The following is a 25,841-nucleotide window of genomic DNA, read 5'->3' as shown; positions in this document are numbered from 1 at the left end:
GCCGCTTGAGCGCGCCAACGATTCCCCATTGACCATTGACCATTGGCGCCGGAATCAGGCCGCCAGGCTGTTCTGCAGCCCGTACTTGCGCAGCTTCTCGACCAGCGTGGTGCGCTGCATGTGCAAGAGCTTCGCCGCGTGGGCGACGACGCCGCCGGTGATATCCAGCGCCTGGCGGATCAGGCCCACCTCGATGTCGGCCAGGTGGTCCTTCAGGTCCAGGCCGCCTTCGGGCAGCACGGTCGCGTCGGGCGCCACCGCCACGGCGGCGGCCATCGCGGCAGGCATCGGCGCACCGTCCATCAGCGCCAGCAGCGAGGCGCCCTGCACTTCTTCCACCGCCTGGCGGCCGCGGTACTTTTCCGGCAGGTCGCTGGCGCGGATCTCGCCGTGCGGGTAGAGGATCGCCAGGCGCTCGACCAGGTTGCACAGCTCGCGCACGTTGCCCGGCCAGGCGTACTGGTGCAGCGCGTTCACCGCGCCGGCGGAGAAGCGCACGCTGCCCAGGCCGCGGCGCGCCAGGCGCTGGTTGAATTCGTTGATCAGCACCGGCAGGTCGTCCAGGTGCTCGCGCAGCCCGGGCATTTCCAGCGGGAACACCGAGAGCCGGTAGAACAGGTCCTCGCGGAACTTGCCCTCGGCGATCGCCTGCTCGAGGTTGCGATGGGTGGCGGCAATGATGCGCACGTCGCAGCGCTGGGTCTTGTTGCCGCCGACGCGCTCGTACACGCGTTCCTGCAGCACGCGCAGCAGCTTGACCTGCATGGTCAGGCTCATGTCGCCGATCTCGTCGAGGAACAGCGTGCCGCCCTCGGCCATCTCGAAGCGGCCTTTGCGGGTGCTGATCGCGCCGGTAAAGGCGCCCTTCTCGTGGCCGAAGAGCTCGCTTTCCAGCAACTCGGCCGGGATCGCGCCGCAGTTGATCGCCACGAACGGCTTGTCGCGACGGGGCGAACATTCATGGATGGTGCGCGCGACCATCTCCTTGCCGGTGCCGGACTCGCCCAGCACCAGCACGGACGAATCGAACGGGGCGACCTGGCGGATCAGCGCGTTGACGCGGCGCATCGGCGCGGAGTCGCCCACGAAGCGCAACTCGCCGCGACGGCCACCGAGCAGGCGGGCGTACAGGCTGCGCATCACTTCGGCCAGCTGCTCGTAACGCAGCGGGAACTCGACCATGCCGACGCGGGCGGCGAACGGCGAGCTGGATGCACACAGGCGCGCCGCCCAGGCCGAGTCGCTGGCCAGCAGCACCGGCACGTGGCTGGCCGCATCGCCCAGCAGGGCGAACTGGCGCTCGGCCTCCTCAGCGTCCTCGACCGTACCGACGTAGACGGCACGCCAGGCGTGGGTCGACTCCTCCACGGCGGTGCAGTCCTCGCCCCGCTGCGGGTGATAACCGAGGAAGTGCAACGCCGACAGGATGCATTCGGCCCGCGACTCGTTCGACTCGATCACCAGGAAATCGACCTTGCTCATTGTGTATGCCTCCGCTTGACGCGCTGAACGACGAACCGCCGGCTGTCCTGCAGTGTTCGTACTTCTTGGACTGCCGGCTTTCCGTCACCGGTCACGCGAGGGAGGGAGCAAGAAGAAGGCCAGCGTTCGCGGCTGTTGCGCCTGTCCGCGGACGGGCGAGTGGCCCTAATGCGTCACATGTGAAGATTGTGTCGACATGGCGTTACGCGGGAACCGAGCATCGGCGACGGTTTGCCGGCGCCAGGCATCCGTCGGCGGAGTGACACAGCACGACACCGTCACCCCGGGCGGCCGTCAAACGGACGACGCGGGATGTGGTGATTCTGTGAAGTGCTTCACGTGTTGGCCGTGCAGCGCTCACGCTGCGACGGCGGCCGGTCAGATCCCGGCCTGACGCGCACCTGCCACTTTGCGTCGGTGGTGACGAAACACGAACCGTTCGAGTGACGCTGCGACGCCATCGCCGAGCGCGTGAAAGGCGACGAAGACGCTGCCGTCGTCGAACCGACGCGCCACCTGCGCGGGCAGCTCCAGCGGCATGCCCGGACAGGCGTCGAAACGCAGGCGCAACAGCAGCCCCTCGCCGGCGGGAACCAGCGCCGCCGGCAATACGGCGCCAATGGCGTTGAAGCGCAACGCCTGGCGCGGCGGCAGCGCGTCGGCGGGCGTGGCCATGCGGTTGATCATGTCGATCAGCGCGTTGAGTTTGGCGTCCAGCCTCGACAGTTCCTGCATCACCGGATTGTCGTCGTCGGCGCTTTCGGCGCGGCGTTCTTCCAGCGCGGCCACCGAAGCGAGCGCGGCGGCGTTTCGCTCCGCCAGCCGCTGGGCGAGCCCTTCGGGGAGCGGCCAGGCAAGCGCCTGGCTGTCGGCATGCCAGCTGTCCTCGCAGGCAAGGCGCTGCTCGAACTCGTTCCAGGCGCTGGCGGTCATGTCGTTTCTCCGACGGCGGGGTTCATCGGGGGTGAGTATGCAAGCGGCGGGCCGGCCCCGCTCTTATTAAATGACAGCCGTCCGCAAGGACGACGATTGCCCCCTCTCCCCTCCGGGGAGAGGGTTGGGGTGAGGGGCCGGGGCTCGCGGGGGAGCTTCTGTCGAGCCCACCTGATTTTCGTCCCGACAGCTAGACCTGATCTGGCTCGTACACAACTTCCCGCAAGCCTTGGCCCCTCACCCCAGCCCTCTCCCCGGAGGGGAGAGGGAGCAAGGGCCTGTACACAACTTCCCGCAAGCCTTGGCCCCTCACCCCAGCCGTCTCCCCGGAGGGGAGAGGGCGCAAGGGCCTGTACACAACTTCCCGCAAGCCCTGGCCCCTCACCCCAGCCCTCTCCCCGGAGGGGAGAGGGAGCAAGGGCCATCTGATGCCACTTCCGCACGCCTTGGCCCATGGCCGCGGCACGAAGGTGCAGGGCGTCAGCCGCCGTAGGCGGCGATCGCGCGGGCGCGATCCTGTCCGGCCTGCCATTGCGACCCGGCCTGGTCGCGCGCCTGCGCGACCAGCGCGTTCAGTTCCCGGTCCAGCGCAAGCAGTTCGCCCAGCTGGCGCACGCTGTCCTCGTCCTGTGCCACCGGCCGCATGACCAACGGATGGCGTTCGGCCTCCAGTGCGACCAGTTGTTCCCAGTCGCCGACGCGGGCCGCGTCGAGCATGGCGCGGGTTAGCGTCATCGCCAGGGCGAGCGGCAATGCGTCGTTCACGCGGCGGCGCCGGCGGGACGACGGGCTTCCAGCGGCACCTGCACCCAGCTGTTGCGCACCTTCTGCAACAGGGTGCTGACCTCGTCGAGTGCGCCGACGTCGTTGCGCAGGTTCGCGTGCAGCAGGCGGCGGCTCATGTAGTCGTAGAGCTGGTCGAGCTGGCCGACCAGCGGCGTGTCGACCTCGTGGTTGAGCGCATCGCGCAGGCCGCCGATGATCTCGATGCAGCGGCCGATGAGTTCGCCCTTGGGGCCGATCTCGGCGCGTTGCATGTGGCCGCGTGCGGTGACCAGGCGCTCGAGCGCGCCGTCCATCAGCAGCGTGATCAGGCCGTGCGGGTCGGCCGACTCCACGCCGCCGTGCGAGCGGATCTGCTGATAAGCGCCGGCGCCATATCCGAATGCCATGATGGTTTTCCTCGCTTACTTGTTCTTTGCCGCCGCGGTGAGCGCGTCGAATTGCTGGGTGAGGTAGCTGCTGGTGCTGTTGAGCTTGCTCATCAGCGTATCCAGCGCGGTGAACTGGGCCTGGTAGCGCGCGGTGAGATCGGCCATGCGGCTGTCGAGCACCTTCTGCTGGTCGCCGAGGTCCTTGAGCTTGGCGCTCAGGTCCTTGGTGCGGCCGGCAATCACGCCCGAGTCGCCCATCCACTGGTCCAGTTGGCCGGAAAGAAGCGCGCTGAAGCCGCCGTCCCCACCGAACAGGTTGGCGACCTTGGCGCCGCCGTCGGACAGGGCCGTGCCAAGCTTGTCGCTGTCGAGCTTGAGCGTCCCGTCCACTTGCAGCGAGATGCCGATGGAAGCAAGCGTCGCGCCATTGGCGGCACCACTGACGACGCGCGCAAGCTTGGCGCTGATGCCGTTGAGCGTGGCGTCACCGATCATCGCACCGGCGCTGCCGCTGGTGGTGTCGTAACGGGTCAGCGCCTGGTAGATGCCGACGAAGCTGTTGTAGGTGTTGACCAGGTTGCTCAGCGCCGAGGTGGCTTTCGAGCCATCGTTGGCGACCGTGACGGTACTGGTCCCTTCCTTGGCAAGAGCCAGCGTCAGCCCGTCGATGGCGCCGTCCACGGTGTTGCTCGCGCTGTGGGCGGGCAGTCCGTCGATGCTGTATTGGGCGTCCTGGGCCGCACTTATCACGCTGAGCGCATTGCCGCTGGAGGCGGCAGGATCGTAGTTGAGCGCGGCCAGCCCGCCGTCGCCACCGCTGCTGCTTACCGTGAAGCCGTTGGACGCGCCGGTGCGCGTGCTGCTGAGCACCAGGTGGGAGCCATCGTCGCCGGTGACGATGGTTGCAGCGATGCCGGGGTTGTCCGGCGACTTGTTGATCGCATCGCGGATGGCCGCAAGCGAATTGTTGCTGTCGTCCAGGGACAGGCTCATCGACTGGCCGCCCACCGCCAGCGTGAGCGTCCCGGTACCCACGGCCGTATTGGCGTTGGCAAAGGCACCGGAATTGGCCTTCAGCCCGCTGGCGAGCTTGGTGACATCGATCTTGTAGCTGCCGCTGACCGCGGCGGCGGTGCCGGCGGCGCTGCCCGCCGAGACGATGGTGCTGTCCGAGCTGCTGATCGAGCGTGCGTTGAAGGCGCTGCCGTCCTTCAGGGGCGCCAGGGCCGATTGCAGCGCGGACAGCGCTGAGCTGACCTGCCCCAGCGCGGAGAGTTCGGTGTTGGTGGCGGTCGCCTGGTTGGTGATCTGGTCCTGCTGCGGCTTCTTCTTGGCGTTGACCAGGGTCGTGACGAGCTTTTCGACGTCGATGCCGGAGCCCACGCCCATGGAAGTCAGCAAACCCGTCGTGGGGGAGGTTGAGCTTACGGTGACTGCCATGGGCCTGGGTTCCTTTCAAGGGAGAGGCGGCCGCGTTGCCGCGGCCGCCTCCGGTCTGCAACGGTTACTGCAGGAGCTTGAGCACGCTCTGCGTGGTGGAGTTGGCCTGGGCCAGCACCGAGACACCGGCCTGCTGCAGGATGTTCGCGCTGGACATGTTGGCCGTCTCGGCCGCGAAGTCCGCATCCTGGATCTGGCTGCGCGAGGCAGACAGGTTCTGCGAGATGGTCTGCAGGTTGGCGATGGTGGAGGTAAAGCGGTTCTGCACCGCGCCGAGGTCGCTGCGCATGGAGCTGATCGAGGCCAGCGCCGCGTCGATGCGGTCGATGGTGTCGTTCGCACCGGAGACCGTCTTGATGTTGACGTCGCTCAGCGCGCCGTCGAGCACGTTGGTGCCCGCCGTCAGGCCGGCCTTGGTGGCATCGGTGCCACCGACGACCAGGGTGTCCTGCGCCGCCAGCTGCAGCTTGTTGTTCTCGTCCACCGAGGCGTGCAGGCCGTTGATGCCCTTGGCGTTGATCGCATCGGCCAGTTCCTGCACGCCGTGATAGGTGCCGGCGCCGATGGCCACGGCTGCGCCGTCGCCGACCTTCAGGGTCAGGTCGCCCGAACCCAGGATGATGTCGCCGACGGCGTCGGCAGCACCCGTACTGTCGGCAGCGGCGCCGCCACCGGCCACGGTCGGGATGCCCAGATCGGTCGCCACCTGGCCAGCGAAGGTCACCGCGTCGGTGGCCGAGGGGTTGGTGATCGTCAGCTCGCCGGAGGCGGCAACGGTGGCCACGTCACCGGTGGCACCGGCCTTGCTGGCCGCGGTGTTGATCGCCTTGGCCAGGTCGTCCACGGACGTGTAGGTGCCCTTGGCGACGTTGACCGTGCTGCCGCTGCCGATCTGCACGGTCAGGTCGCCGTCGATCTTCAGGCCCGTGGAGAAGGCGCTGGAGCTGGCCGTGGCGATCTGGCCGACCTGGCTGGTCTTGACGCCCTGACTCAGGTTGACCGAGATCGTCTCGCCGACGTTGGCGCCGACCTGGAAGGCGGCCTTGCCGAAGCTGCCGTCCAGCACGTGACGACCGTTGAAGGTGGTCTGCGTGGCGATACGGGTGATCTCGGCCAAGCGCTGTTCGACCTCGGCGTTGAGCGCCTGGCGGTCGGAATCGGAGTTGGTGGCGTTGGCCGACTGCACCGCCAGCTGGCGGATGCGCTGCATGTTGTTGGTCACCTCGTTCAGCGCCGACTCGGTGGTCTGCGCCAGGGAGATGCCGTCGTTGGCGTTGCTGACGGCCTGGTTCAGGCCGTTGATCTGGGTGGTGAAGCGCGTCGAGATGGCGAGGCCGGCGGCATCGTCCTTCGCGCTGTTGATGCGCATGCCCGAGGACAGGCGCTCGATCGCGGTGGCGAGTTTGCTCTGCGACTTCGCCAGGTTGTTCTGGGCGTTCAGCGAGCTGATGTTGGTGTTGACGCTCATGACCATGGGAATTTCTCCGAATAGGGTCTTAGTGCCGGTGGCCGGCGGTGGTAGCCAGCGGGGATTCCGTGGGGAACACCGCCGCCTCAGGACCTTTTTCGACGTCAATCATGGAAACTTGAGTGGGTCAACTGCTTTTTTCGATGTTTTGTCGAATCGCGCGCGAAACGAGGTCCAACCTTTTGCGGGAGCCCGCTTGCGGGCGATGCTTCTGCCTTGATCTCGCAAAAAAAAAGACGTCGCCCGCAAGCGGGCTACTGGAGAGTCGTGCGCTATTTGATGTAGTCGAACAACGACATGTTCTGCAGCTTGCTGAAGGTCAGCTGCGCCGCCTGCAATGCGGAGCTCTGCAGGCTCAGCTTGCTCACCGCATCGTAGTAATCCAGATCCTGCACGTTGGACAGCGCGCTCTTGTACTGCAGGGTCAGGTCGTCGTTGAGCGAGGCCTGCTGGTCGAGCGCGTTCATGCGCCCGCCTACGGCAGCGCGCGCCTCGATGACCGAACCGACCGCCTGGTCGAGATTGGCCAGCTGGCCGTTGAGCGCGTTCTGCATGTCTGCGCCGCCGCTGCCGGGCTTGGTCAGCGTGGCGATGATGCCGTCCAGCGTGTCGAACATGCTCTGGTTGGACGAGGGCGCCACGCTGAAGCTGTCGCCTGCCGCCGGCGTGCCGGAGAACGCCACCTGCACGCCGCGGAAGGCAACGGTGCCGCCCTTGCCGGCGTCATAGCTTCCGCTGGTGACCAGTGCGCCGCCGCCATCGCGTACTTCAAACGTGTCCGCGGCGGTGAAGGTGACCTGGTAGCTGGCGCCATCCCACGCGTCAGCGTCGACGACACTGCTCGCCCCTGCCACGGCGGTGCCGCTGTTGCCGGCGCCGGCTGCGACAGCGAACGTGCCGTTGCCGGTAGCGACGTTCATGAAGATGCCGCTGCCGGGGTCGCCGGTGGCCACCTGCAGGCCGGGGCCCGCGGCCACCATGCGCTGACCCTCGTCGCCGACGTAGCTCACGCCACCGCCCTGCGACATGAATGGCTGTGCGCCGGTGCGGTTGCCGGCAAAGATGTAATCGCCCTGCGAATCCTTGCTGTTGGCGATGCCCAGCAGCTGGCCACGCAACTGCACCATCTCGGCCGCCATGTCGCTGCGCGACTCGTCGGTCTGCGTGGCGTTCATACCCTGCAGCAGCAGCGTGCGCACGCGACCGAGCACGTTGTTGACCGAGCCGAGCACCTGGTCTTCCAGCCCCAGTCGCGCATTGGCTGAAGTGATGTTGCGCTGGTACTGCGCGGTGTCGGCGCCCAGGTGGGTCAGCTCGACCGCGCGCGCAGCGCCTACGGGATCGTCGGAGGGCTGGTTGATGCGCTTGCCGGTGCCCATCTGGGTCTGGATGCCGGACAGGTCGCCCTGCCGGTCCATCATCGTGTTGACCGACTGCTGCTGCATCCAGTGGGTGGAGACGCGCATGGCTTGGCGATCCTTTACTTGAACGCGCCGAGCAGCGCGTTGAATACGGTGTTGGCGGCGGTGATGATCTGCGCCGATGCCTGGTAGGCCTGCTGGAAGCGCACCAGGTTGGCGGCCTCCTCGTCCATGTTCACGCCACTGACGCTCTGCTGCGCCGCCATCGCCTGGTTGAACACGGCGCCCTGCGTCTTGGCCGCATCGTCGGCCAGCGAACCGGCGCTGCCGACCTGGCCGACCAGTTGTCCGTAGGCGCGTCCGACGCTGGTGGCGCCGCCATCGAGAACGCCCAGATCGGCGACCGCGCCGAGCTTGAGCGCGTTGGCGTTGTCGCCGCGCGCGTTGGCATTGGCCTTGACGCCGAAGCTGTCGCCGGCGGCCGGCGCGCCGTCCAGGGTCAGGCTCCAGCCGTTGTGCACGATCGGCGTGCCGGAGGTGAACGTCTGCGCCGGGCCGCCGTCGATGCTGTAGCTGGTGGGCGAGGAAAAGACGATGTTCGATGCGGTGAACAGGTTGGGGTCGGTACCGTCGGCGACCGTGAGCGAACCGATCGCACCGCTGCCGGTATTGGCGCTGGCCGCGCTGCCAAGCAGCGGCACGGCGGCCGCGATCTTGTTGGGATCGGTGATCGCCACCGCCATGCTGCCGGCGGCGTTGCGGCTGGGCTGGATGCGGTAGCTGTCGCCCGCGCTGGCTGCACCGCCACCGACCACGAAGTTCAAACCCCCGGCCACGAATGGGTCGGTCGCGGTGCCGGTGCCGGTCATGGCCACCGCGGCGCCGCTGGCGTCCTTGAGATTCCAGGCGCTGCCATCGAAGGAGAGCGTGTAGTCCTGGCTGCCCAGCGCGCCAAGGTCGGCCATGCTGGCCGAGATCGTGGCGCTGCCGGCGTTGCCACTGGCCGCCTGCACGGTGGGGCCGGCCACGGTGAAGAATTCACCGCCGACCTGGCCGTTGAGATCGACACCCTGCGCGTGCTGCGCGTTGAACGCATCGGCCATGGCCAGCGCGGCGCGGCCGAGCTGGTTCTGCGCCGGGTCGAGCACGTTGCTGCGGAAGTCGAGCAGCGCACCGAGGGTGCCGCCGCCGATGCGTCCGCTCAGCACCGCGCCGGTGCCCTTGTCGACGATCTCCAGGCGCGTCGCGTCGTAGGTGTTCGGCGCCGTGCCCAACGCGTAGGACTGCGTGCCGCTCACCAGCGCCTGGCCGTTGCCGACGAACACGCTGAGCGTGCCGTCGTTCTGCGTCGCCACGCTGATGCCCACTTCGCCCGAGAGCTTCCTGATCAGCGCGTCGCGCTGGTCGAGCAGGTCGGATGGCTCGGCGCCGGTGGAGGAGCGGATGCGTTCGTTGAGCTTGGCGATCGCGGCGCTGTCGCTGTTGATCGAGGCGACCGTGTCGGTCACCTGCCGCTGCACCTGGCCATCGAGGCTGTCGAACTGGCCGGACAGCGCGCGGAAGGTGCTGGCCAGCGCGCCGGCCCGGGCGAGCAGCACGCCACGCGCGGAGGCGTCGGCCGGGGCATTGGCCACGTCCTGCACCGCGCCGAAGAAGGTATCCAGCGACGACTGCAGGTTGCTGCTGCCGGAGAGCTGGTTGTTGAGCTGGTCGGTCAGCGCCTGGTAGGCGTCGGCGCGTCCCTTGGAGGAGGACGCCGACCACAGCGCGGTGTTGAGGTACTGGCTGTAGGCGCGCTGCACGGCCTGCGTATCCACGCCGGTGCCCACGTAATAGCGCCCCTCGGCCTGCGGCGCGCGCGCGGCGAAGGTCACCTGCTGGCGGCTGTAGCCGTCGGTGTTGGCGTTGGAGACGTTGTGGCCGGTGGTGCTCAGGCCCACCTGGGCGGCGAGCAGGCCGGAGACGCCGGTGGAAAGCAGGTCAGCCATGGGGGTTTTCCGTTTTGGTGACGCGCGGGCGCGGGGGCCGAGGCAAGCTCGCCCCCATCCGCCCTTCGGGCACCTTCCCCCGTGGAACGGGGGAAGGATTCGGGATGCGGCCCATCGAGCCTTCCCCCGTTCCACGGGGGAAGGTGCCGACAGGCGGATGGGGGCGCCCTTGCGGGGAGGCATGCGTCATGCCCCCTGTGACGGCAACTTGACACCTCACTTGAACGACCCCGCATCCAGCGCCGCCAACGCCTCGCGCATCTGCGGGCTATTGGCGATGGCGGTGATCTTGGCGGCATAGGACGGATCGGTCGCGTAGCCGCCGCGGCTCAGCGCATGGGCGAAGCCGGCGATGTTCTCGCCCTTGCCCAGCGCCTGCGCGTAGCGCGGGTTGTCGGAGAGCATGCGCGCGTAGTCGGCGAAGGCTTCGGACGGATTGCCGTAGGCACGGAAGTTGTCGCGCTTGCGCACCGCCACGCCGCCTTCGTACTCGAGCGTGGGCACGCTGACCTTGTCACCGTCCCAGCTGCCGCCGGCCTTGATGCCGAACAGGTTGAAGCTGCTGGAGCCGTCGTGGCGATGTGGCAGGTGCCTGCCCCAGCCGGTCTCCAGCGCCGCCTGCGCCAGCAGCGCGCGCACCGAGACGCCGAGCTTGTCGGCAGCGGCCTGGGCGTGCGGCGCCATCGCGCGCACGAAGCCGGCCGGGTCGCCCGGAATGAATTTGCTGACCACGTTGACCGCGCCCTGGGCCAGTTCGCCGAGCGTGGCGCGCCAACCCTGCGTTGCGTTCGCATCGGCGGTCAGCGGCAACAGGCCATCGCCCTGCCCGGCGGCGCTTTCGCCCAGATGAAGCAGTGCGCGGGTGCCAGCCTCGGCGCCGGCCGCGAGCGGGCCGAACAGGCTGGCGGCCGCCGTCCCCGGCAGCGCGCCGGCGGCGACGCTGGCGAGCAGCGCCTTGTTGTCGGTGGTCGGTTCGGGCTTGGGCTCGGCGTCCTTGCCGCCGAGCTGGCGCACCAGCATGCGCGCGATCCCCAGGCCGTTGTTGCCCTGCGAGAGCGAGAGCGAAAGCTGCTGGTCGAACAGGTCGCGGTAGGCCTTGCCCTGCTGGCTGTCGCCGACGTCGTTGTCGCCGAAGCTGGCGTTCGCCTCGCGCATCGACTTCAACATCATCTGGGTGAAGATCGCCTCGAACTGCTTCGCGACCTTCGGCAACGCCGCCTGGTCGTCGCCCTTGGCCTGCGCGCGCAACTGGTTGAACCCGGACAGGTCGGTCCAGGTGTCGAGTGCCGGCAGGGAGGCGTTGGCGGGCGTCATTTTTCCGTCGCGTGTCGCTAGATCACCACGAGCTCTGCATGAAGCGCGCCAGCCTGCTTGAGCGCCTGCAGGATCGAGATCAGATCGCTGGGACCGGCGCCGACCTGGTTCACCGCGCGCACGATCGTGTCCAGGCTGACGCCGGGGCCGAACTTGAACATGTGCGCGCCGTCCTCGCTGACCTGCACGTCGGAACTGGGCACCACAGCGGTCTGCCCGCGCGAGAACGGCTGCGGCTGGCTGACCAGCGGCTGCTCGCTAATCGTGACCTGGATCGCGCCGTGCGCCACTGCGGCGGCGGTCACCTTGACGTCCGAACCGATCACCACGGTGCCGGTACGCGAGTTGACCACCACGCGTGCCGGCGCATCGCCCGGGGTGACGTCCAGGTTCTGGATCATGCCCAGCCAGGCGACCTTCTGCGCCGGATCCTGCGGGCCGCGCACGGAAATGGTGCCGCCGTCGACCGGCGTGGCGGTGCCGGCACCGAAGGCGGCGTTGACCGCCTGCGCGACGCGCGCGGCGGTGGTGAAGTCGGGGGTGTTGAGGTTGAGCATCAGGTCGCCGGCGCCGCTGAAGGAGCTGGGCACGCTGCGTTCGACCGAGGCGCCATTGGGAATGCGCCCGCTGGCGGAAATGTTGACCTGCACGCTGGAGCCGCTCTTGCCCTGCGCGCTGATGCCACCAACCACCACGCTGCCCTGGGCGATCGCGTAGACGTTGCCGTCGGCGCCGCGCAGCGGGGACATCAGCAGCTCGCCACCGCGCAGGCTCTTGGCATTGCCAATCGAGGCGACGGTGACGTCGATGACCTGGCCCGGCTTGGCGAACGGCGGCAGTTCGGCGGTGATGGTCACCGCCGCGGCGTTCTTGAGCTGCGGGCGCGCGTTCGGCGGCACGGTAATGCCGAACTGCTGGAGCATGTTCTCCAGGCTCTGCGTGGTGAACGGGGCCTGGGTGGTCTGGTCGCCCGAGCCGTCCAGGCCCACGACCAGGCCGTAACCGATCAACTGGTTGGAGCGCACGCCGCCGACGGAGGCGAGGTCGCGGATCTTGTCGGCGTGAGTCGGGGCGGCCAGCAGGCAAAGAGCAAGGCCGAACGCGAGCCTCAGACCAGCTCCCTCTCCTCTCCGCGGAGAGGGTTGGGGTGAGGGGCCACTCTTGCAGACAAGGTTGTGCAGGCGACGCTTGAGAGACGCAAAAGCAGCGCGCGTCAGACGAATGCCACTCGCGACAATCGACCCCTCACCCCAGCCCTCTCCCCGGAGGGGAGAGGGAGCAGTGCGCGCGGGGCTGGAATTCATGGCGTTCATCAGAACGGCATCCACTTGGAATTGAAGAAGCGCGAGAGCCACCCGCGCGTGTTCGCGTCGGCCAGCGTGCCGCGGCCGGTGTAGCTGATGCGCGCGTCGGCGACGCGGGTGGAGGCCACGGTGTTGTCCTGGCCGATGTCCTGCGGGCGCACGATGCCGGCGATGCGCACCAGTTCCTGGCCCTGGTTGATGGTCAGCCACTTCTCGCCGCGCACGATCAGGTTGCCGTTGGACAGGCGTTGCGCCACGGTGACGGTGATCTGGCCGGTGAGCTGGTTGGACTGGCTGGACGAACCGCTGCCGTCGAAGTTGCGTTCGCTGTCCAGCCCCACGCTGAGCGGGTTGCCGTTGATGGTCAGGTCCTTGCCCATGATCGTGGGCGCGGCGACGTCGGCCTTGTCCTTCTTGCTGGTGCTGGTGCTGGCCTTCTTGCTGGCCTGGGTGCTTTCCACCAGCACGATGGTGAGGATGTCGCCCACCCGGTGCGCGCGGGCGTCGGCGAACAGCTCCATGTTCTGGTTGTCGTGGTAGATCGCGCCGTCGGCCGGCGCGGCGGCGATCTCCGGCTGCATCGGCGGGGTCGGCGCCCACGCGCCGTCGTCGCGCGCGGGCATCGCCGCGCAACCGGCAAGCAGTGCCAGCGCGAGGGCAGCGATGGAAAGGCGGAACAGGGACATGACGGCTTACGCTCAGGTCTTGTTGGTGAGGAACTGCAGCATCTGGTCGGCGGCGGAGATGGCCTTGGAGTTCATCTCGTAGGTCCGCTGCGTCTCGATCATGTCGACCATCTGCTCGACCACGTTGACGTTCGAGCTTTCCAGCGCGCCCTGCGCCAGCGTGCCCAGGCCGTTCAGGCCCGGCTGGCCGATCTGCGGCGAGCCCGACGAGGCGGTTTCCAGGTACAGGTTGTCGCCGTTGGGCTGCAGGCCGGCCGGGTTGATGAAGTCCGCCAGCTGCACGGTGCCCACTTGCTGCGGCGCGGCCTGGCCGGGCAGCGTGATGCTGACCGTGCCGTCGCTGCCGATGGTGATCGACTGCGCGTTGGCCGGAATGGTGATCGCCGGATCCACCGCGTAGCCGTTGGCCGTGACCACCTGGCCGTTCTGGTCCATGTGCAGCGAACCGTCACGGGTGTAGGCGATGGTGCCGTCGGGCATGGTCACCTGCAGGAAGCCGCGGCCCTGGATGGCCAGGTCCAGCGAGTTGCCGGTCTGCTCGATGTTGCCCTGGGTGAACAGCTTCTCGTTGCCGACCACGCGCACGCCGGTGCCCAGCATCAGGCCGGACGGGGCGTTGGTCTGCTCGGTGGTCTGGCCGCCGGGCTGGCGCAGGTTCTGGTAGACCAGGTCCTGGAACGAGGCGCGCGAGCTCTTGAAGCCGGTGGTGTTGGCGTTGGCGAGGTTGTGCGAGACCACGTCCATGCGCGTCTGCTGCGCATCCAGACCGGTCTTGGCGACCCACAGGGAAGAGAACATGGTTGTCTCCTGAAAAACTTAGGTGAGCGACAGCAGGCGGGTCGCCGACTGCGCGTTGTCATCGGCGTTCTTGATCGCCTTGACCTGGAGTTCGTACTGGCGCGACAGCTCGATCATCTGCACCAGCGTCTGCGAGGGGTTGACGTTGCTCGACTCGAGCACGCCGGACTTCACGCCCACCGCCGGGTCGGCCGGCGCGGTGGCGCCACCGGCCAGGTGCATCAGGCCATCGCTGCCCAGCGCGAGCTGGTTCGCCGGCGGGTTGACCAGTTTCAGGCGGCCGACCGAGGCGATCGTTTCCGGGCCCTGGCCGGTCGGCACTACCGAGACGGTGCCGTCGTTGCCGATCGACACCTGGGTCGCCGGCGGCAGGCTGATCGGGCCGCCATCGCCGAGCACCAGGTTGCCGCGCGAATCGGTCAGCAGGCCGTCGGCGGTGAGCTGCAGGTTGCCGGCGCGGGTGTAGGCCTCGCTGCCGTCGGCCGCCTGCACCGCGATCCAGCCGTCACCCTGCACCGCGACGTCCAGCTCGCGGCCGGTCTGGATCTCGGCGCCACCGCGCAGGTCGACGCCTTCGCCCTGCGCCACGCCGTTGATGCGCGTGGGCAGGCCGGGGCCCTGCACCGGCAGCGCCTGGAAAGCCGACATCTGCGCCTTGAAGCCGACCGTGTCGGCGTTGGCGAGGTTGTGCGCCACTTCGGTCTGCGCCCGCATCATCTGCGTGGCGCCGGTCATGGCGACGTAAAGCGAACGATCCATGCGGAACTCCGGACGTCAGCGTCAGTTGCGGATGTTGATGATGGTCTGGGTCAGCTTGTCGTCGGTGGAGATCACCTGCGCGTTCGCCTGGTAGTTGCGCTGCGCCTTGATCATGTTCACCAGCTGCGCGGTGAGGTCGGCGGTGTTGGATGCTTCCAGCGCGCCCGACTGCACCGCGCCGAATGTGCCTTGGCCCGCCACGCCCATGATCGCCGTGCCCGAATCGAACGAGGCCGCCCAGCCGGTGTTGTCGAGCTGGCGCAAGCCCTGCAGGTTGTTGAAGTTGGCCAGTGCAAGCTGGCCCAGCGAAACGGCCTGGCCGTTCGAATACTTGGCCTGCACCACGCCTTCGCTGGACACGTCGATGCCCGACAGCGTGCCGCTCGGGTAGCCGTCCTGGTTGATCGAGCTCAGCGCGTAGGCGTTGCCGAACTGGGTGACCTTGTTGACGTCGATCGACAGCGTCAGCGGATCGGCGCCCGGGCTCACCGCCAACGCACCGAAATTCAGCTTGCCGCCGGCCGGCGTCGCGAGCGCGCCGCTGGTGTTGAAGGAAAGCGTCTGCGGCGCGCCGGCAGAGACGCCGTCGACGTACAGGTAGGCGTTCCAGGTGTTCGCCGCCGCGTCCTTGACGTAGTACACGGTGCCGTTGTGGGTGGCGCCGAGCGAATCGTAGGCGGTGAACGGCGTGGCCTGGTTGTAGCTCAGCGCGTCGGTCGGGCTGAACGGCGTGGTGGTCGGCGCGGTGGCGTCCGAAGGAAGATTCAGCGACATCTGGACGCTGCCGGTCGCCTTCGCCGCGCTCTGCGCGTTGGTCAGCTGCAGGTCGACCATGGTGCTGGTGTCGAAGCCGTTGCCGGCCGGCGGGAACACCTGCAGGTGCTGGCCCGAGGTGTTGACCACGTAGCCGTTGTTGTCCTGGTTGAACGCGCCGGCGCGGGTGTAGGAGTAGCCCTTGCCGTCGCGCATGGTGAAGAAGCCGTCGCCGCTGATCGCGAAGTCCAGGCTGTTGCCGGTGTTCTCCACGTTGCCGGCGGCGAACTGCTGCGCCACGTCGGCCAGCCGCACGCCGCTGCCGATGGCCGTTGCCGAGAGGTTGCGCCCGGCCGAGTTGTACAGCTCGGCGAACTCGGCACGCGAGCCTTTGAAACCGGTGGTGCCGGTGTTGGCGATGTTGTTGGCGGTGACCTCGAGGTCCTTGGAGGCCGCGTTCAGGCCGCTCAGCGCGATATTGAAAGCCATCGGTGTTTCCCCTGATGAATTAGTTGACGCGCGCGACCTGGCTCAGCAGCACGCCGCCGAAACCGTCCACGTCGAGATAGGCGCCATCGGCGCTGGTCATGCCCACGCCGGCGACCTTGCCGGTGACATAGGTGGCCACCGCGGCATTGCCGGTCTGCGCGGCCAGGCCGTAGGTGCCCGGGGGCAGCGGCTGGCCGTCGTTGCCGGTGCCGTCCCAGTGGAAGTCGGTGAGGCCCGCGGTCTGCGTGCCCAGGTCGATGCTGCGCACCACGTTGCCGGCGTTGTCGACGATCTGCACCAGCGTGCGGCCGCCACCGTCGGGCACGTTCACGGCGCCATCGAGGCTGCCGCCCTGCAGGCGACCGACCGCCGAGGGCACGGTGACGTCGCGGCCGACCATGCTGGAGGCCTGCAGCAACTGGTTGCCCTGCATCGACTGCGCGAGCGCGTCGAAGGAGGTCTGCAGGTTCTGCGTGGCCGAGACCTGGTTGATCTGCGCCAGCTGGCTGACCATCTGCGAGGAATCCATCGGCTGGGTCGGATCCTGGTTGCGCATCTGCTGGATCAGCAGGCTGAGGAAGTCCGACTGGCTCAGCGTCTTGGTCTGACCCAGGGCGCTGGCGGCGCCGGCGGCCGTGTTGGAGTTGATGGCGAGGTCGCTCATGGCCGTTCCTTATTTGCCGAGGTCCAGCGTCTTCTGCATCAGCTGGCGCGCGGTGTTCATCACCTCGACGTTGTTCTGGTACGAACGCGAGGCGGAAATCATGTTGACCAGCTCGTCCACCGGGTTGACGTTGCTCTGGTAGACGTAGCCGTCGGCATCGGCCAGCGGGTTGCCCGGCTCGTAGCGGCTGGTGATGGCGTTGGGGCTTTCGGTCACGCCCAGCACCTTGACGCCCTCGCTGCCGGCGTCGGCCGGCTGGCCGTTGAGGCCGTTGCGGATCGCGGCGAACAGCGGCTCCTTGGCGCGGTAGGCGGCGTCGGGCGAACTGGCCACGCTGTCGGCGTTGGCCAGGTTGCTGGCCACGGTGTTGAGCCGGGTAGACTGCGCCGCCATGCCCGAGCCGGCGACGTTGAAGACGTTGAACAGCGACATCAGCCCTGGCCTCCGGTGATCGCGGTCCGCAGCATGCGGATCTGCGCGGTGATGAAGGCCATGCTTGCCTGGTAATGGACGCTGTTGGCGGCGAAGGCGGCCTGCTCCTGCTGCGCGTCGACGGTGTTGCCGTCCATGCTCGGCTGGGTCGGCACGCGGTAGGCGAGCGTGTCGCGCGCCTGCGCCACCGGATCGATCTGGCCGGCGGTCGGTGCGGCCAGCGGCAGGCTGCCGTCGCCGCTGCTGCCGGCGGCAGCCAGTGCCTTGCGGAAGTCGACGTCGCGGGCGAGGTACCCGGGCGTGTCGGCATTAGCCAGGTTGCTGGCCAGCACTTCGGTACGGCGCTGCCACAGCGCCATGGCGCCGGTGTGCATGCCGAACAGGTTGTCGATGGGTTGGCTCATCGCTTGCCTCCGCGCGGCTGGTTCGTCCGCACGGGGCTGGAGGCAAGTTGTGTGCCATGGGGTCGCGAAGCCTTGGCGTGACTGGCTTTGCGCGTTGAGTCGGGTTTTCGGTTACGGGCAGAGTCGGATTTCCGACACCCACCCGATGACCTTGTAGGAGCGCCCTTGGGCGCGACCTGGACGCACGGCGGTCGCGCCCGAGGGCGCTCCTACAGGTGGAGTCAGCCTTCGCCCTCTTCCGGCAGCAGGTCGATCACCGCCTGCGCCAGCAGGTCCGGCTGGAACTTGGCGATGAAGCGGTCGGCGTTGACCTCGCGCACCATCGCCTCGTTGAACAGCCCGCTCAGCGAGCTGTGCAGCACGACCTTGAGGCGCCGCAGCGTAGGCGTCTCACGGATCGCGCGGGTCAGCGCGTAACCGTCCAGTCGCGGCATCTCGATATCGGAGACCACCAGGTTGACGCCCTCTTCCGGGTCGCCATCGGCCAGTGCGTTCAGGCGGTCGAGCGCCTCGCGGCCGTCCTGCGCCACCACGCACTCGATGTTCATCTGCTGGAAGATGCTGATCAGCCGGCGCCGCGCGACCACCGAATCGTCCGCTACCAGCACGCGGCGCGGGCGCAGCGTGTGGGCGCCGGCGGCGCGCTGCATCTGGGTGGAGAGCTCGCCCGGCGCACCATCGATGCTCGCCAGCACGTGCTCCACGTCGACCACCGCCACCAGCGCGCCGTTGATCCGGGTTACTGCGTTGACGCGCGGGCCGAAGCCCAGCGCGGCGCTGGGGGCGACCAGCGATTCGCCCTCGCAATGGACCATGTTCTTCAGGTCCGAGACCAGGAAGCCCTGCACCGTGCGGCTGAACTCGGTGACCATCAGATGCGCCGACGGCTCCTCGATCAGCGCCGGGTAACCCAGGGCCGCGGCCAGGTCGATCACCGGGATCGTCTGCCCGCGGTAGTCGCAGCTGCCGGCAATCAGCGCGTGCGCGCCGGGCATCCGTTCCAGCGGCGGACGGCGCAGCACCTCGCGCACCTTGAACACGTTGATGCCGAACAGCTGCTCATCGCCCAGGCGGAACAGCAGCATCGCCACGCGGTTGTGCCCGGCCAGGCGGGTCTGGCGTTCGACGTTTTCCAGCAGCGCGCCGGCCATGCAGTTCTCCAGCAAAGTTAAGGACTAGCCCCCGCGTATCGGCCGCCCATCCGTGTGCTTGAGGTGCCGGCCCGCACTCGCGAGCGTTCACCGCAAAAGGCCAAAGGACGGAATCCCACCGCCGGGCCTTCCCTCGCGAACGCGGAGGGAAAGAGCAGAGCCGCGGGTCGCCTCCCCGAGCCTTCCCCCGCGAACGCGGGGGAAGGTGCCGACAGGCGGATGGGGGCGCTCTTGGGCGCGATGCCCGGGCGGGCTCCCCGCAAGCCTTCCCCCATCCGCCCTCCGGGCACCTTCCCGAGCCTTCCCTCGCGAACGCGGGGGAAGGACCAGTGCCGCAGGCCGCCACCCCGAGCCTTCCCTCGCGAACGCGGAGGGGAAGGACCAGTGCCGCAGGCCGCCACCCCGAGCTTTCCCTCGCGAACGCGGAGGGGAAGGACCAGAGCCGCGGGTCGCCACCCCGAGCCTTCCCCCGCGAACGCGGGGGAAGGTGCCGACAGGCGGATGGGGGCGCTCTTGGGCGCGATGCCCGGGCGGGCTCCCCGCAAGCCTTCCCCCATCCGCCCTCCGGGCAGCTTCCGCCGTGAACGGGGAAAGGCGAGCCAGGGGTGGCACAGGCGTTGCTTGTTCAAGTTTCGACGCATCCAGACGATGTCCTGAACATTCATCCGCAGGAACCGCAATCCCCATGAGCCTGATCCGTAGCCAGTCCCTGGCCGCGCTGGTCCAAGCGGCCGCCGCTGGCGACGAGGCCCGCCTCGTACAGCTGTCCAACCAGCATCCCGCGGTCGCCCGCGCACTGGCGCCGCTACTGGCCCGCCTGGACGCCGGCCAGCCGTCGGTGCTGGCGCTGCAGACCCTGGAACAGCAAGGCCTGGTGCTCGCCGCCGCGCAACTGCTGGGGCGTGAGCAGTCCTCGCTGGACAAGGCCACCCAGGAAAGCCGCGACGGCGTCGGCCGCTTGACGGACGCCAGTGCCGGAATCTCGACGGCCTTGCAGCAGGTCGCCAATGGCTTGGCGCAAGTCGAACAGGCCCGCCAGACCGGCAGCACCGGCGTGAGCGAGCTCGATGGCCAACTGCGCTTGCTGCGCAGCGCGCTTTCGGCGATGAACCGCAACCAGTCCCGCCTGGCCGAGCAAGTCGAGCAGATCCGCAAACTCACCGGTGTCGTGCAGGAAATCGCCCACCAGACCAACCTGGTCGCGCTGAACGCGGCGATTGAGGCGGCCCGCGCGGGCGAGGCGGGTCGTGGTTTCGCGGTGGTCGCCGACGAGGTCAAGCAATTGGCCGAGAAAACCACCCAGGCCACCACCGAGATCGAGACGGTCACCGGCTCCATCGGCGATTTCTCCCGGCAACTGGACGTCGACGTGCAGCAGGGCATGAAGCGCCTGGAGCATGCCCAGTCCGGCGTCAGCCAGGCCAACGGCGCGATGGGCAAGAGCGCCGAGGCGCTTGCCAGTGCCAGCGAAAAGATCGCCCAACTGCGCCAGGGACAGGACGTGCAGCAGGCCCGTGCGGCCGCCGCGCAGGCCGCGCTCGGCGCGCTGCAGCGGCGCAGCACCGAGGCGCGCCGGCAGAGCGAGTCGCTCAGCCGTGCCGCCCTGCTCGCTCACCGCCTTGCGCTGGGCTGGCTGGAGCAGGAGGCGGGCAACGACCCGGCCAGCCTGAGCCTGGCGGTGCGCGAATCGGCCCAGGGCATCCGCCAGGCGACCGAGCTGGCGTTGCTCGAACCGGGCGCGCTGGACCGGCGCTGGTTCGATACCGAGGCGCTGGACCGCACGGTACGCCGTCTGGCCGCACAGCATCCGGATCACCCCGCCGCCAGCGCGCTCAGCGAGGCCGGCGCACGCCTGTCCGAGCACGGCAATGCCTTTGTCGGCCTGCTCTGCAACGGCCAGGTCGAACAGGCTCAGCAGCTCAGCCAGCGGCTGGAATCCGAGCGCGAGGCACTGGTCACCCAGCTCGCCGCCCTGCTGGCGGAGGCCTGATGGCCCTGGCGCGCCGCGGCCTGCTGCTCGCGCTGTTGCTGCCGCTGCCGGCCCTCGCCGCGCCGCTGGCGGAAGCGGATTTGCGCGCCCAGGCCGAGCGGTTCGTCGAACAGCAGTACGCCGCGCCGGGGAGCCGCGTCGAGGTGAAATCCGAGGCGCTGGACCCGCGCCTGCACATCGCCGACTGCGCCGTGCCGCTGACCGCCAGCCTGCCTGGCGGGTTGCGCACGACGCCGCGGCTGAGCGTATTGATGCGTTGCCCGACCGCCGATGGCTGGAGCCTGCGCGTGCCGGTCACGCTGAAGGTCTGGCGCCAGGTGCTGGTCGCCAACCGGCCGCTGATCCGCGGCGACGGCATCGTGGCGGCCGACGTGCGCATCGAGGAGCGCGACGTCACCCGCCTGCCCTACGGCTACATCGGCGGCCTGGACCAGGTGGCCGAGCGCAGCCTGTCGCGCCCGGTCGCCGCCGGCAGCGTACTCACGCCCGGCGCACTGGGCGGGCGGCAGACGGTCCGCGCGGGCGACCACGTGCAGCTGGTCGCCGAACTGGGCGGCATCGCGGTGCGCGCCGAGGGCATTGCCCTGGGCAGCGGCGACGCGGGGGCCCGTCTGCGGGTGCGCAACCCCAGCTCCGGCCGGGTGGTGGACGCGATCGTGCGCGGCCCCGGCGTCGTCGTGGCGCTACCTTAGAACGGTCGCCGAAAACCGATGTTCCCGACACCACTAAAGTTTTCTCCAGCCCGGCCGATTCCCCAAAGGACAGGGCCCTAACCGACTCGAGAAGGACCGATGAACACGACCATTTCCAACAACGGCTTGCCGCTTCTGCCCCAGGCGCCCGGCAACCAGGCCAACGGTGCCGCGGCCGGCAGCAACAACGCCGCGACCGACGCCCCCGCCAGCGTGCCGGGCAAGGACGACAGCGTCCGCCTGACCGACTCGGCGCGCGCGCTGCAGGATGCCGCCAGGGTGGACGGCCAGTCCGCGATCGACACCAAGCGGGTGGAGAAGATCCGCCAGGCGATCGCCGACGGCAGCTACCAAGTCAATCCGGCCGCCATCGCCGACAAGATGATCGCGCTCGACGCGCAGATCGCCGGCCCGGCGAAGCCGTAACCGCACGTCATGGGCAAGCTGCTGCACCACGAGCTCGAAGCCGCGCTGGATGCGGTGGTGGAGGACCTGCACCGGGCCGCCACCGAGCTTTCGGCCACCCTGGTCGCCGAGCGCGAAGCACTGGTCGCCGCCGATGCGGCCGCACTGGACCGCGCCGGGAGCCAGAAACAGGCGCTGATGCAGCGACTGGAAGAGCTGGACGCCGAACGGGTGCAGATGCTCAAGCTGGAGCCGACCGCAGCCGCGCGCACCGAACCGCGCTGGCGCGAGGTGCTCGGCCTGCTGCGTGGGTGCCACGAGATGAACCAGCGCAACGGCAGCCTGGTCAGCCAGCGGCTGGCACAGGTGCGTGAAGCGCTGGCCGTGCTGAGCGGCCAGGGCGGCGAAGCGCGCAGCGTGTACGGACCCGGTGGCGAAGTGCGCACGGCCTTGCGCTCGCACCACCTGGCTTCGGCCTGACCCAGAGAGTCAAGTCTTACGGACACCGTGCCGCGAGGCCGGTGGCGATCCACCCCAGGCGGGCAAGCCCGCGAGTAGATCAAGACCATGAGCGATACCGCCGTTTCTGCCCAGTCCCGCCTTGCCGGCAACCGCGACATCCCGCTGCCGGTGGTACGGGTGCCGATGCTGGACCAGAAACGCGAGCTGTTCGCCTACGAGGTGATGTTTCACCGCCACGCCGGCGACGAGCACGAACTGATGCAGCGCGTGCTCTCGACCCTGGCCGATGGCGCGCTGACCCGCCTGGTGCGCGGCAACCGCACCTTCCTGACCCTCTCGCGCGAACTGCTGCTGGGTCAGACCGACGTACTGCAGCATCAGCCGCGCTTCGGCGTGGTGCTGCAGCCGGCGATGGCCGACGACCCCGAACTGATGGAGCGGCTCAACAGGATGGCCCAGCGCGGCTGCCTGTTGATGCTGGACGTCGGCGCGGCCGATCTGCATGGCTCGGTCGCGTTCGAGGCACTGCTGCAGATCGTGCAGTTCGTGCGGCTGGACGCCCGCGCGCTGTCGCCCGAGCAACTGCGCGAGCGCGCGCAGCAGTTGCACGAGCGCGGCATCTGGGTGATCGCCGGCCACGTCGACGACCACGCTACCTACCACCGCTGCCTGGAGCTTCCGCTGCAGGCGATCCAGGGCCGTTACCTGCTGATCCCCGACCAGGTGGAGGTCCCGGTGCTCTCGGCCAACCGCCTGTCGATGCTGCGCCTGATGCGCGAACTGCAGGAAAACAGCCCCGGCCCGGTGGAGCTGGGCGACATCATCCGCAACGACGCGATCCTTTCATACAAGCTCCTGAGCTGCGTCAACTCGGCCTACTTCGGCCTGCCCAAGCAGCTGAAGTCGGTGCAGCAGGCGGCGATCTTCTTCGGCGTCACGCGCATGCGCAACTGGATCTACACCATGTCGCTCGGCGGCATGGACGACCGCCCGCCGGAGCTGCTGCGCACCGCGCTGATCCGCGCACACATGTGCGAGCAGCTGGCGTCGCACATGCCGCGCCAGCAGAAGGAAATGGCCTTCACCGTCGGACTGTTCTCGCTGCTGGACACGCTGATGTGTGCGCCGATGGAGTTCGTGCTCGAACAGCTGCCGCTGGTGCCCGAGATCCGTGAGGCGCTGGTCGGCAACCGCGGACCGTTCGGCCCGCTGCTGGAGCAGATCCATGCCTGGGAAGCCGGCCAGTTGAGCGGCCAGGCCCAGCCCCAGCAGATCCAGCGCATGGCCGGCATCTACCTGGAAGCGACCCAATGGGCGGACCAGGTGTACGCCTTCGCCGATCACAAAGCGCAGGCTGCGGCGGCTTAAGGCTCGCAGAGGCGTTCTTCTTTCTCGGGGCCCCGAACGGGGCCCTTTCCCGTAAGGGCCCGGGCCTTTCGCTGGTCGACTGTCACCGGCAGCGGCCGTCGCGGGGCAAGTTCCCGGACGCGACGCCACCTCCCTGCGAGCCTCCCCCCACCCCCGCGAACGCGAAGGAAGATGCCGACAGGCGGATGGGGGCGCTCTTGAGCGGAGCGCCTGGGTGAGCCTTTCGCGAGGCCTCCCCCATCTGCCCTGCGGGCACCTTCCCCCGTGAACGGGGAAGGATCTCAGGATGTCACACTGCGCCAGCTGGAGCTCCCCGCGAACACGGAGCGCCCCGTCAGTGCGCCCTGTCCGACCGCCACATCCGTCGGTGCAGCAGGACCACCACCAGCACGCCGGCGACCGTCACGGCTAGCCAGCTCAGTACGGGTGCCCACTCGCCGCCCAGCCACGAAGCGCACGACACCGCGCCGATGGCCGCCACGCCGACGCCCAGCGCCAGAGCCACGTCACCGACGCGCTGGCGGCGCTCCCACAGCAGCAGGAACGCACCCAACGCGGCCAGCAGGATCGCGCCGAGGCGGCGGAACACGGTGAACTCCGGCGGCTCGGGCACGTCCGGCAGCACGTCGCTGAGCGCGCGGTCGCCCACCTGCACCTGGTAACCCTGGTCATCCGCCTGGCTGGCGCGCACCAGTCGGTCGCCATCCAGTTGGGCGAAGATGGTCACCGGCTGCACCGGCACCGCCTGCCAGCTCACCCGCACGTCGCCCAACCGCGGTGAGCCGGGGTCGACGCTGGTAGTCAGGTAGTCGTGATAGAGGCTGAAGCTCGCGGCCAGGTTGGCCGGCAGATGCGACGGATCGGGCGCCACCGTCTCCGTGCCGGGCAGCGCACGCACCAGCAGCGGCCCCAGCGCAAAGCCGCCTACGCGGACCTTGCCCGCCATGATGCGTTGCCCCTTGAGCGGCAGCTCCTTCGGATTGGCGTGCCCGCGCGGCTGCTCGAACCGGCTGGTGTCTTGCAGGTCGTCGGACCAGTCCAGCTCGTAGTGCACGTCATCGCCGACGTGTACCTCGCGCCACTGGAACATCTCCACACGGCGGCTCAGCACCGGCGTGGATACGGTCAGATTGAAGTCCGGGTCGTGCGGCGCCTCGGTCACTTCGGGCGTACCGGAGACCAGCACCATGCTGCCGTGCTGTCCCGGCTGCGGACCGCGCGAGCCGGCCTGGACCACGTCGCCGCCGTGGCGCGCCGCGGCCAGGTGATGCACCAGCAGACCGCGTTCGGTGACCGCCGCCAGTCCCAGACCCGCAATCAACAGCACGGCGCCGATGCCGCGCAGCAGCAGGGCCCGCGTGCCGACCCGCAGGTGGCGCCTCACCCCACCGCCCCGGCAGGCTGGCCACGCAGCCGGGCCTGTTCGTCCGTCGTGCCGAAGCGGCCGCGGTCATCGCGGGTCACTTTGGCCACCGCGCAGGCGTGGTCATGGGTGAAGAACAGCCGCACGCCGCGCGCGAGCTTGTCTTCGAGGAAGCCGCGTTTCTCGTCGATCAGGGTTTCCGGCGCGCGGTCGTAACCCATGGTGATCGGCAGGTGCACCCAGGGCCGGCCCGGGATCAGGTCGGCGCAGAACACCACGCCGCCGACCTCGGACAGCATCAGCCCGGGCGTGTGGCCATCGGAAAAGTGGAAGCGCACCGATTCGCCGAGCGCCTTCGAATGCGGCCCCTCGACCCGTTCCAGCCGGCCGCTGGATTCCAGCAGACCGGCCAGTTCGGGGATGAACGAGGCGCGGTCGCGCGGATGCGGCGACTGTGCGCGGCGCCAGTGCTCGGCGCCGACCACGAAGATGGCCTTGGGAAACAGCAGCCGCGGCGGCTGCCCTTCCGCCCACGGCGCCAGCAGGCCGCCGGCGTGGTCGAAGTGCAGGTGGGAGAGGACCACCGCGTCGATGTCCTCGTGCGAGAGGCCGGCTTCGGCCAGCGACTCGAGCAGGACGTGGCGGTCCTCGACCACGCCGTAGCGCTCGCGCAGCTTCGGCTCGAAGAACGCGCCGATGCCGGTTTCGAACAGCACGTTGCGGCCGTCCAGGTCCTTCACCAGCAGGCAGCGGCAGGCCAGCGGGATGCGGTTCTCCGCATCCGGTTCGATCCAGCGCGCCCACATGGCCCGCGGCGCATTGCCGAACATCGCCCCGCCGTCGAGTTTCTGGGTGTTGCCCTCAAGGGACCACAGCTGCATGACACGTCCCCCGTCAAAGGATGCTTCCCCGGATTCTACGCAGGGGGGGCACTGCTGTCTGCCGGTGGCGAGGATGGGGCGCGAGGCAAAGGCACCCATC

General features: G+C 68.8%; 25 protein-coding genes. 5 read left to right on the top strand and 20 right to left on the bottom strand.

Features of this window, described 5'->3' with window-relative positions; genetic code table 11:
• Positions 1-54: 54 nt before the first annotated feature.
• The 18 genes from J7I44_RS03645 to J7I44_RS03560 form a co-directional block, all read right to left on the bottom strand.
• A complete protein-coding gene (locus J7I44_RS03645) occupies positions 55-1,482 on the bottom strand; it encodes a sigma-54 dependent transcriptional regulator (protein ID WP_209615918.1) in 1,428 nt (475 codons plus the stop codon).
• A 378-nt stretch (positions 1,483-1,860) separates the two neighbouring features.
• Positions 1,861-2,415, bottom strand: a complete 555-nt coding sequence (locus J7I44_RS03640; protein ID WP_209615916.1) for a PilZ domain-containing protein — start codon at positions 2,413-2,415, stop codon at positions 1,861-1,863.
• Between the two features lie 480 nt (positions 2,416-2,895).
• A complete protein-coding gene (locus tag J7I44_RS03635) occupies positions 2,896-3,180 on the bottom strand; it encodes a flagellar protein FliT (RefSeq protein WP_209615913.1) in 285 nt (94 codons plus the stop codon).
• Entirely contained in the window at positions 3,177-3,587 is a 411-nt protein-coding gene (fliS, locus tag J7I44_RS03630; RefSeq protein WP_209615911.1) for a flagellar export chaperone FliS, read from the bottom strand. The genes J7I44_RS03635 and fliS overlap by 4 nt, the downstream gene beginning before the upstream one ends.
• Positions 3,588-3,602: 15 nt before the next feature.
• Positions 3,603-5,009, bottom strand: coding sequence for a flagellar filament capping protein FliD (gene fliD / locus J7I44_RS03625; RefSeq protein ID WP_209615908.1), 1,407 nt, complete (start codon positions 5,007-5,009; stop codon positions 3,603-3,605).
• A 64-nt stretch (positions 5,010-5,073) separates the two neighbouring features.
• Positions 5,074-6,483 (bottom strand): flagellin, encoded by a 1,410-nt coding sequence (locus J7I44_RS03620; RefSeq protein WP_245187902.1) that lies wholly within the window; start codon positions 6,481-6,483, stop codon positions 5,074-5,076.
• 266 nt (positions 6,484-6,749) lie between these two features.
• On the bottom strand, positions 6,750-7,943 hold the full coding sequence (gene flgL / locus J7I44_RS03615; protein ID WP_209615900.1) for a flagellar hook-associated protein FlgL: 1,194 nt from the start codon (positions 7,941-7,943) through the stop codon (positions 6,750-6,752).
• 14 nt (positions 7,944-7,957) lie between these two features.
• Complete coding sequence (gene flgK, locus J7I44_RS03610; RefSeq protein WP_209615897.1) at positions 7,958-9,826, bottom strand: flagellar hook-associated protein FlgK; 1,869 nt, start codon at positions 9,824-9,826, stop codon at positions 7,958-7,960.
• Positions 9,827-10,042: 216 nt separating this feature from the next.
• Positions 10,043-11,140, bottom strand: a complete 1,098-nt coding sequence (gene flgJ / locus J7I44_RS03605; protein ID WP_209615894.1) for a flagellar assembly peptidoglycan hydrolase FlgJ — start codon at positions 11,138-11,140, stop codon at positions 10,043-10,045.
• A gap of 17 nt (positions 11,141-11,157) precedes the next feature.
• A complete protein-coding gene (locus J7I44_RS03600; protein WP_209616008.1) occupies positions 11,158-12,444 on the bottom strand; it encodes a flagellar basal body P-ring protein FlgI in 1,287 nt (428 codons plus the stop codon).
• 8 nt (positions 12,445-12,452) lie between these two features.
• The gene (gene flgH, locus J7I44_RS03595) at positions 12,453-13,130 is read right to left on the bottom strand and encodes a flagellar basal body L-ring protein FlgH (protein ID WP_209615891.1); all 678 of its coding nucleotides are present in this window, start codon (positions 13,128-13,130) and stop codon (positions 12,453-12,455) included.
• A 12-nt stretch (positions 13,131-13,142) separates the two neighbouring features.
• On the bottom strand, positions 13,143-13,928 hold the full coding sequence (gene flgG / locus J7I44_RS03590; RefSeq protein WP_209615888.1) for a flagellar basal-body rod protein FlgG: 786 nt from the start codon (positions 13,926-13,928) through the stop codon (positions 13,143-13,145).
• Between the two features lie 18 nt (positions 13,929-13,946).
• Positions 13,947-14,687, bottom strand: coding sequence for a flagellar basal-body rod protein FlgF (gene flgF / locus J7I44_RS03585; protein WP_209615885.1), 741 nt, complete (start codon positions 14,685-14,687; stop codon positions 13,947-13,949).
• Positions 14,688-14,708: 21 nt separating this feature from the next.
• Positions 14,709-15,929, bottom strand: a complete 1,221-nt coding sequence (flgE, locus tag J7I44_RS03580) for a flagellar hook protein FlgE (protein ID WP_209615882.1) — start codon at positions 15,927-15,929, stop codon at positions 14,709-14,711.
• Between the two features lie 19 nt (positions 15,930-15,948).
• Positions 15,949-16,593, bottom strand: coding sequence for a flagellar hook assembly protein FlgD (locus J7I44_RS03575; protein WP_209615879.1), 645 nt, complete (start codon positions 16,591-16,593; stop codon positions 15,949-15,951).
• A gap of 9 nt (positions 16,594-16,602) precedes the next feature.
• Positions 16,603-17,025 carry a flagellar basal body rod protein FlgC gene (gene flgC, locus J7I44_RS03570; protein ID WP_209615876.1) on the bottom strand — a complete coding sequence of 141 codons (423 nt, stop codon included), beginning with the start codon at positions 17,023-17,025 and terminating at the stop codon, positions 16,603-16,605.
• Entirely contained in the window at positions 17,025-17,429 is a 405-nt protein-coding gene (gene flgB / locus J7I44_RS03565) for a flagellar basal body rod protein FlgB (protein WP_209615873.1), read from the bottom strand. Before flgB ends, flgC begins: the two co-directional genes overlap by 1 nt.
• 221 nt (positions 17,430-17,650) lie before the next feature.
• The gene (locus tag J7I44_RS03560; RefSeq protein ID WP_209615872.1) at positions 17,651-18,580 is read right to left on the bottom strand and encodes a chemotaxis protein; all 930 of its coding nucleotides are present in this window, start codon (positions 18,578-18,580) and stop codon (positions 17,651-17,653) included.
• Between the two features lie 685 nt (positions 18,581-19,265).
• On the opposite strand from J7I44_RS03560, the gene J7I44_RS03555 reads away from it, so the two are divergent.
• From J7I44_RS03555 to J7I44_RS03535, 5 genes are all read left to right on the top strand, one after another.
• The gene (locus J7I44_RS03555) at positions 19,266-20,570 is read left to right on the top strand and encodes a methyl-accepting chemotaxis protein (protein ID WP_209615869.1); all 1,305 of its coding nucleotides are present in this window, start codon (positions 19,266-19,268) and stop codon (positions 20,568-20,570) included.
• Positions 20,570-21,262: a flagellar basal body P-ring formation chaperone FlgA gene (flgA, locus tag J7I44_RS03550; RefSeq protein WP_209615865.1), complete on the top strand. Its 693-nt coding sequence runs from the start codon at positions 20,570-20,572 to the stop codon at positions 21,260-21,262. Before J7I44_RS03555 ends, flgA begins: the two co-directional genes overlap by 1 nt.
• Positions 21,263-21,361: 99 nt before the next feature.
• Positions 21,362-21,688, top strand: a complete 327-nt coding sequence (flgM, locus tag J7I44_RS03545) for a flagellar biosynthesis anti-sigma factor FlgM (RefSeq protein WP_209615861.1) — start codon at positions 21,362-21,364, stop codon at positions 21,686-21,688.
• 9 nt (positions 21,689-21,697) lie between these two features.
• Positions 21,698-22,147, top strand: coding sequence for a flagella synthesis protein FlgN (locus J7I44_RS03540; protein WP_209615860.1), 450 nt, complete (start codon positions 21,698-21,700; stop codon positions 22,145-22,147).
• Between the two features lie 87 nt (positions 22,148-22,234).
• A complete protein-coding gene (locus J7I44_RS03535; protein ID WP_209615857.1) occupies positions 22,235-23,497 on the top strand; it encodes an EAL and HDOD domain-containing protein in 1,263 nt (420 codons plus the stop codon).
• Between the two features lie 334 nt (positions 23,498-23,831).
• Here the strand turns inward: J7I44_RS03535 and J7I44_RS03530 are convergent, their stop codons facing one another.
• Both J7I44_RS03530 and J7I44_RS03525 read right to left on the bottom strand, forming a co-directional pair.
• Positions 23,832-24,881, bottom strand: a complete 1,050-nt coding sequence (locus tag J7I44_RS03530) for a TMEM43 family protein (protein WP_209615854.1) — start codon at positions 24,879-24,881, stop codon at positions 23,832-23,834.
• Positions 24,878-25,741: an MBL fold metallo-hydrolase gene (locus tag J7I44_RS03525; protein WP_209615850.1), complete on the bottom strand. Its 864-nt coding sequence runs from the start codon at positions 25,739-25,741 to the stop codon at positions 24,878-24,880. The genes J7I44_RS03530 and J7I44_RS03525 overlap by 4 nt, the downstream gene beginning before the upstream one ends.
• Positions 25,742-25,841: the final 100 nt, after the last annotated feature.

Origin of the sequence: Frateuria flava, assembly GCF_017837635.1 — a bacterium.
GTDB classification, from domain to species: domain Bacteria; phylum Pseudomonadota; class Gammaproteobacteria; order Xanthomonadales; family Rhodanobacteraceae; genus Frateuria_A; species Frateuria_A flava.
This window is presented reverse-complemented; position numbering and strand designations above follow the sequence as displayed.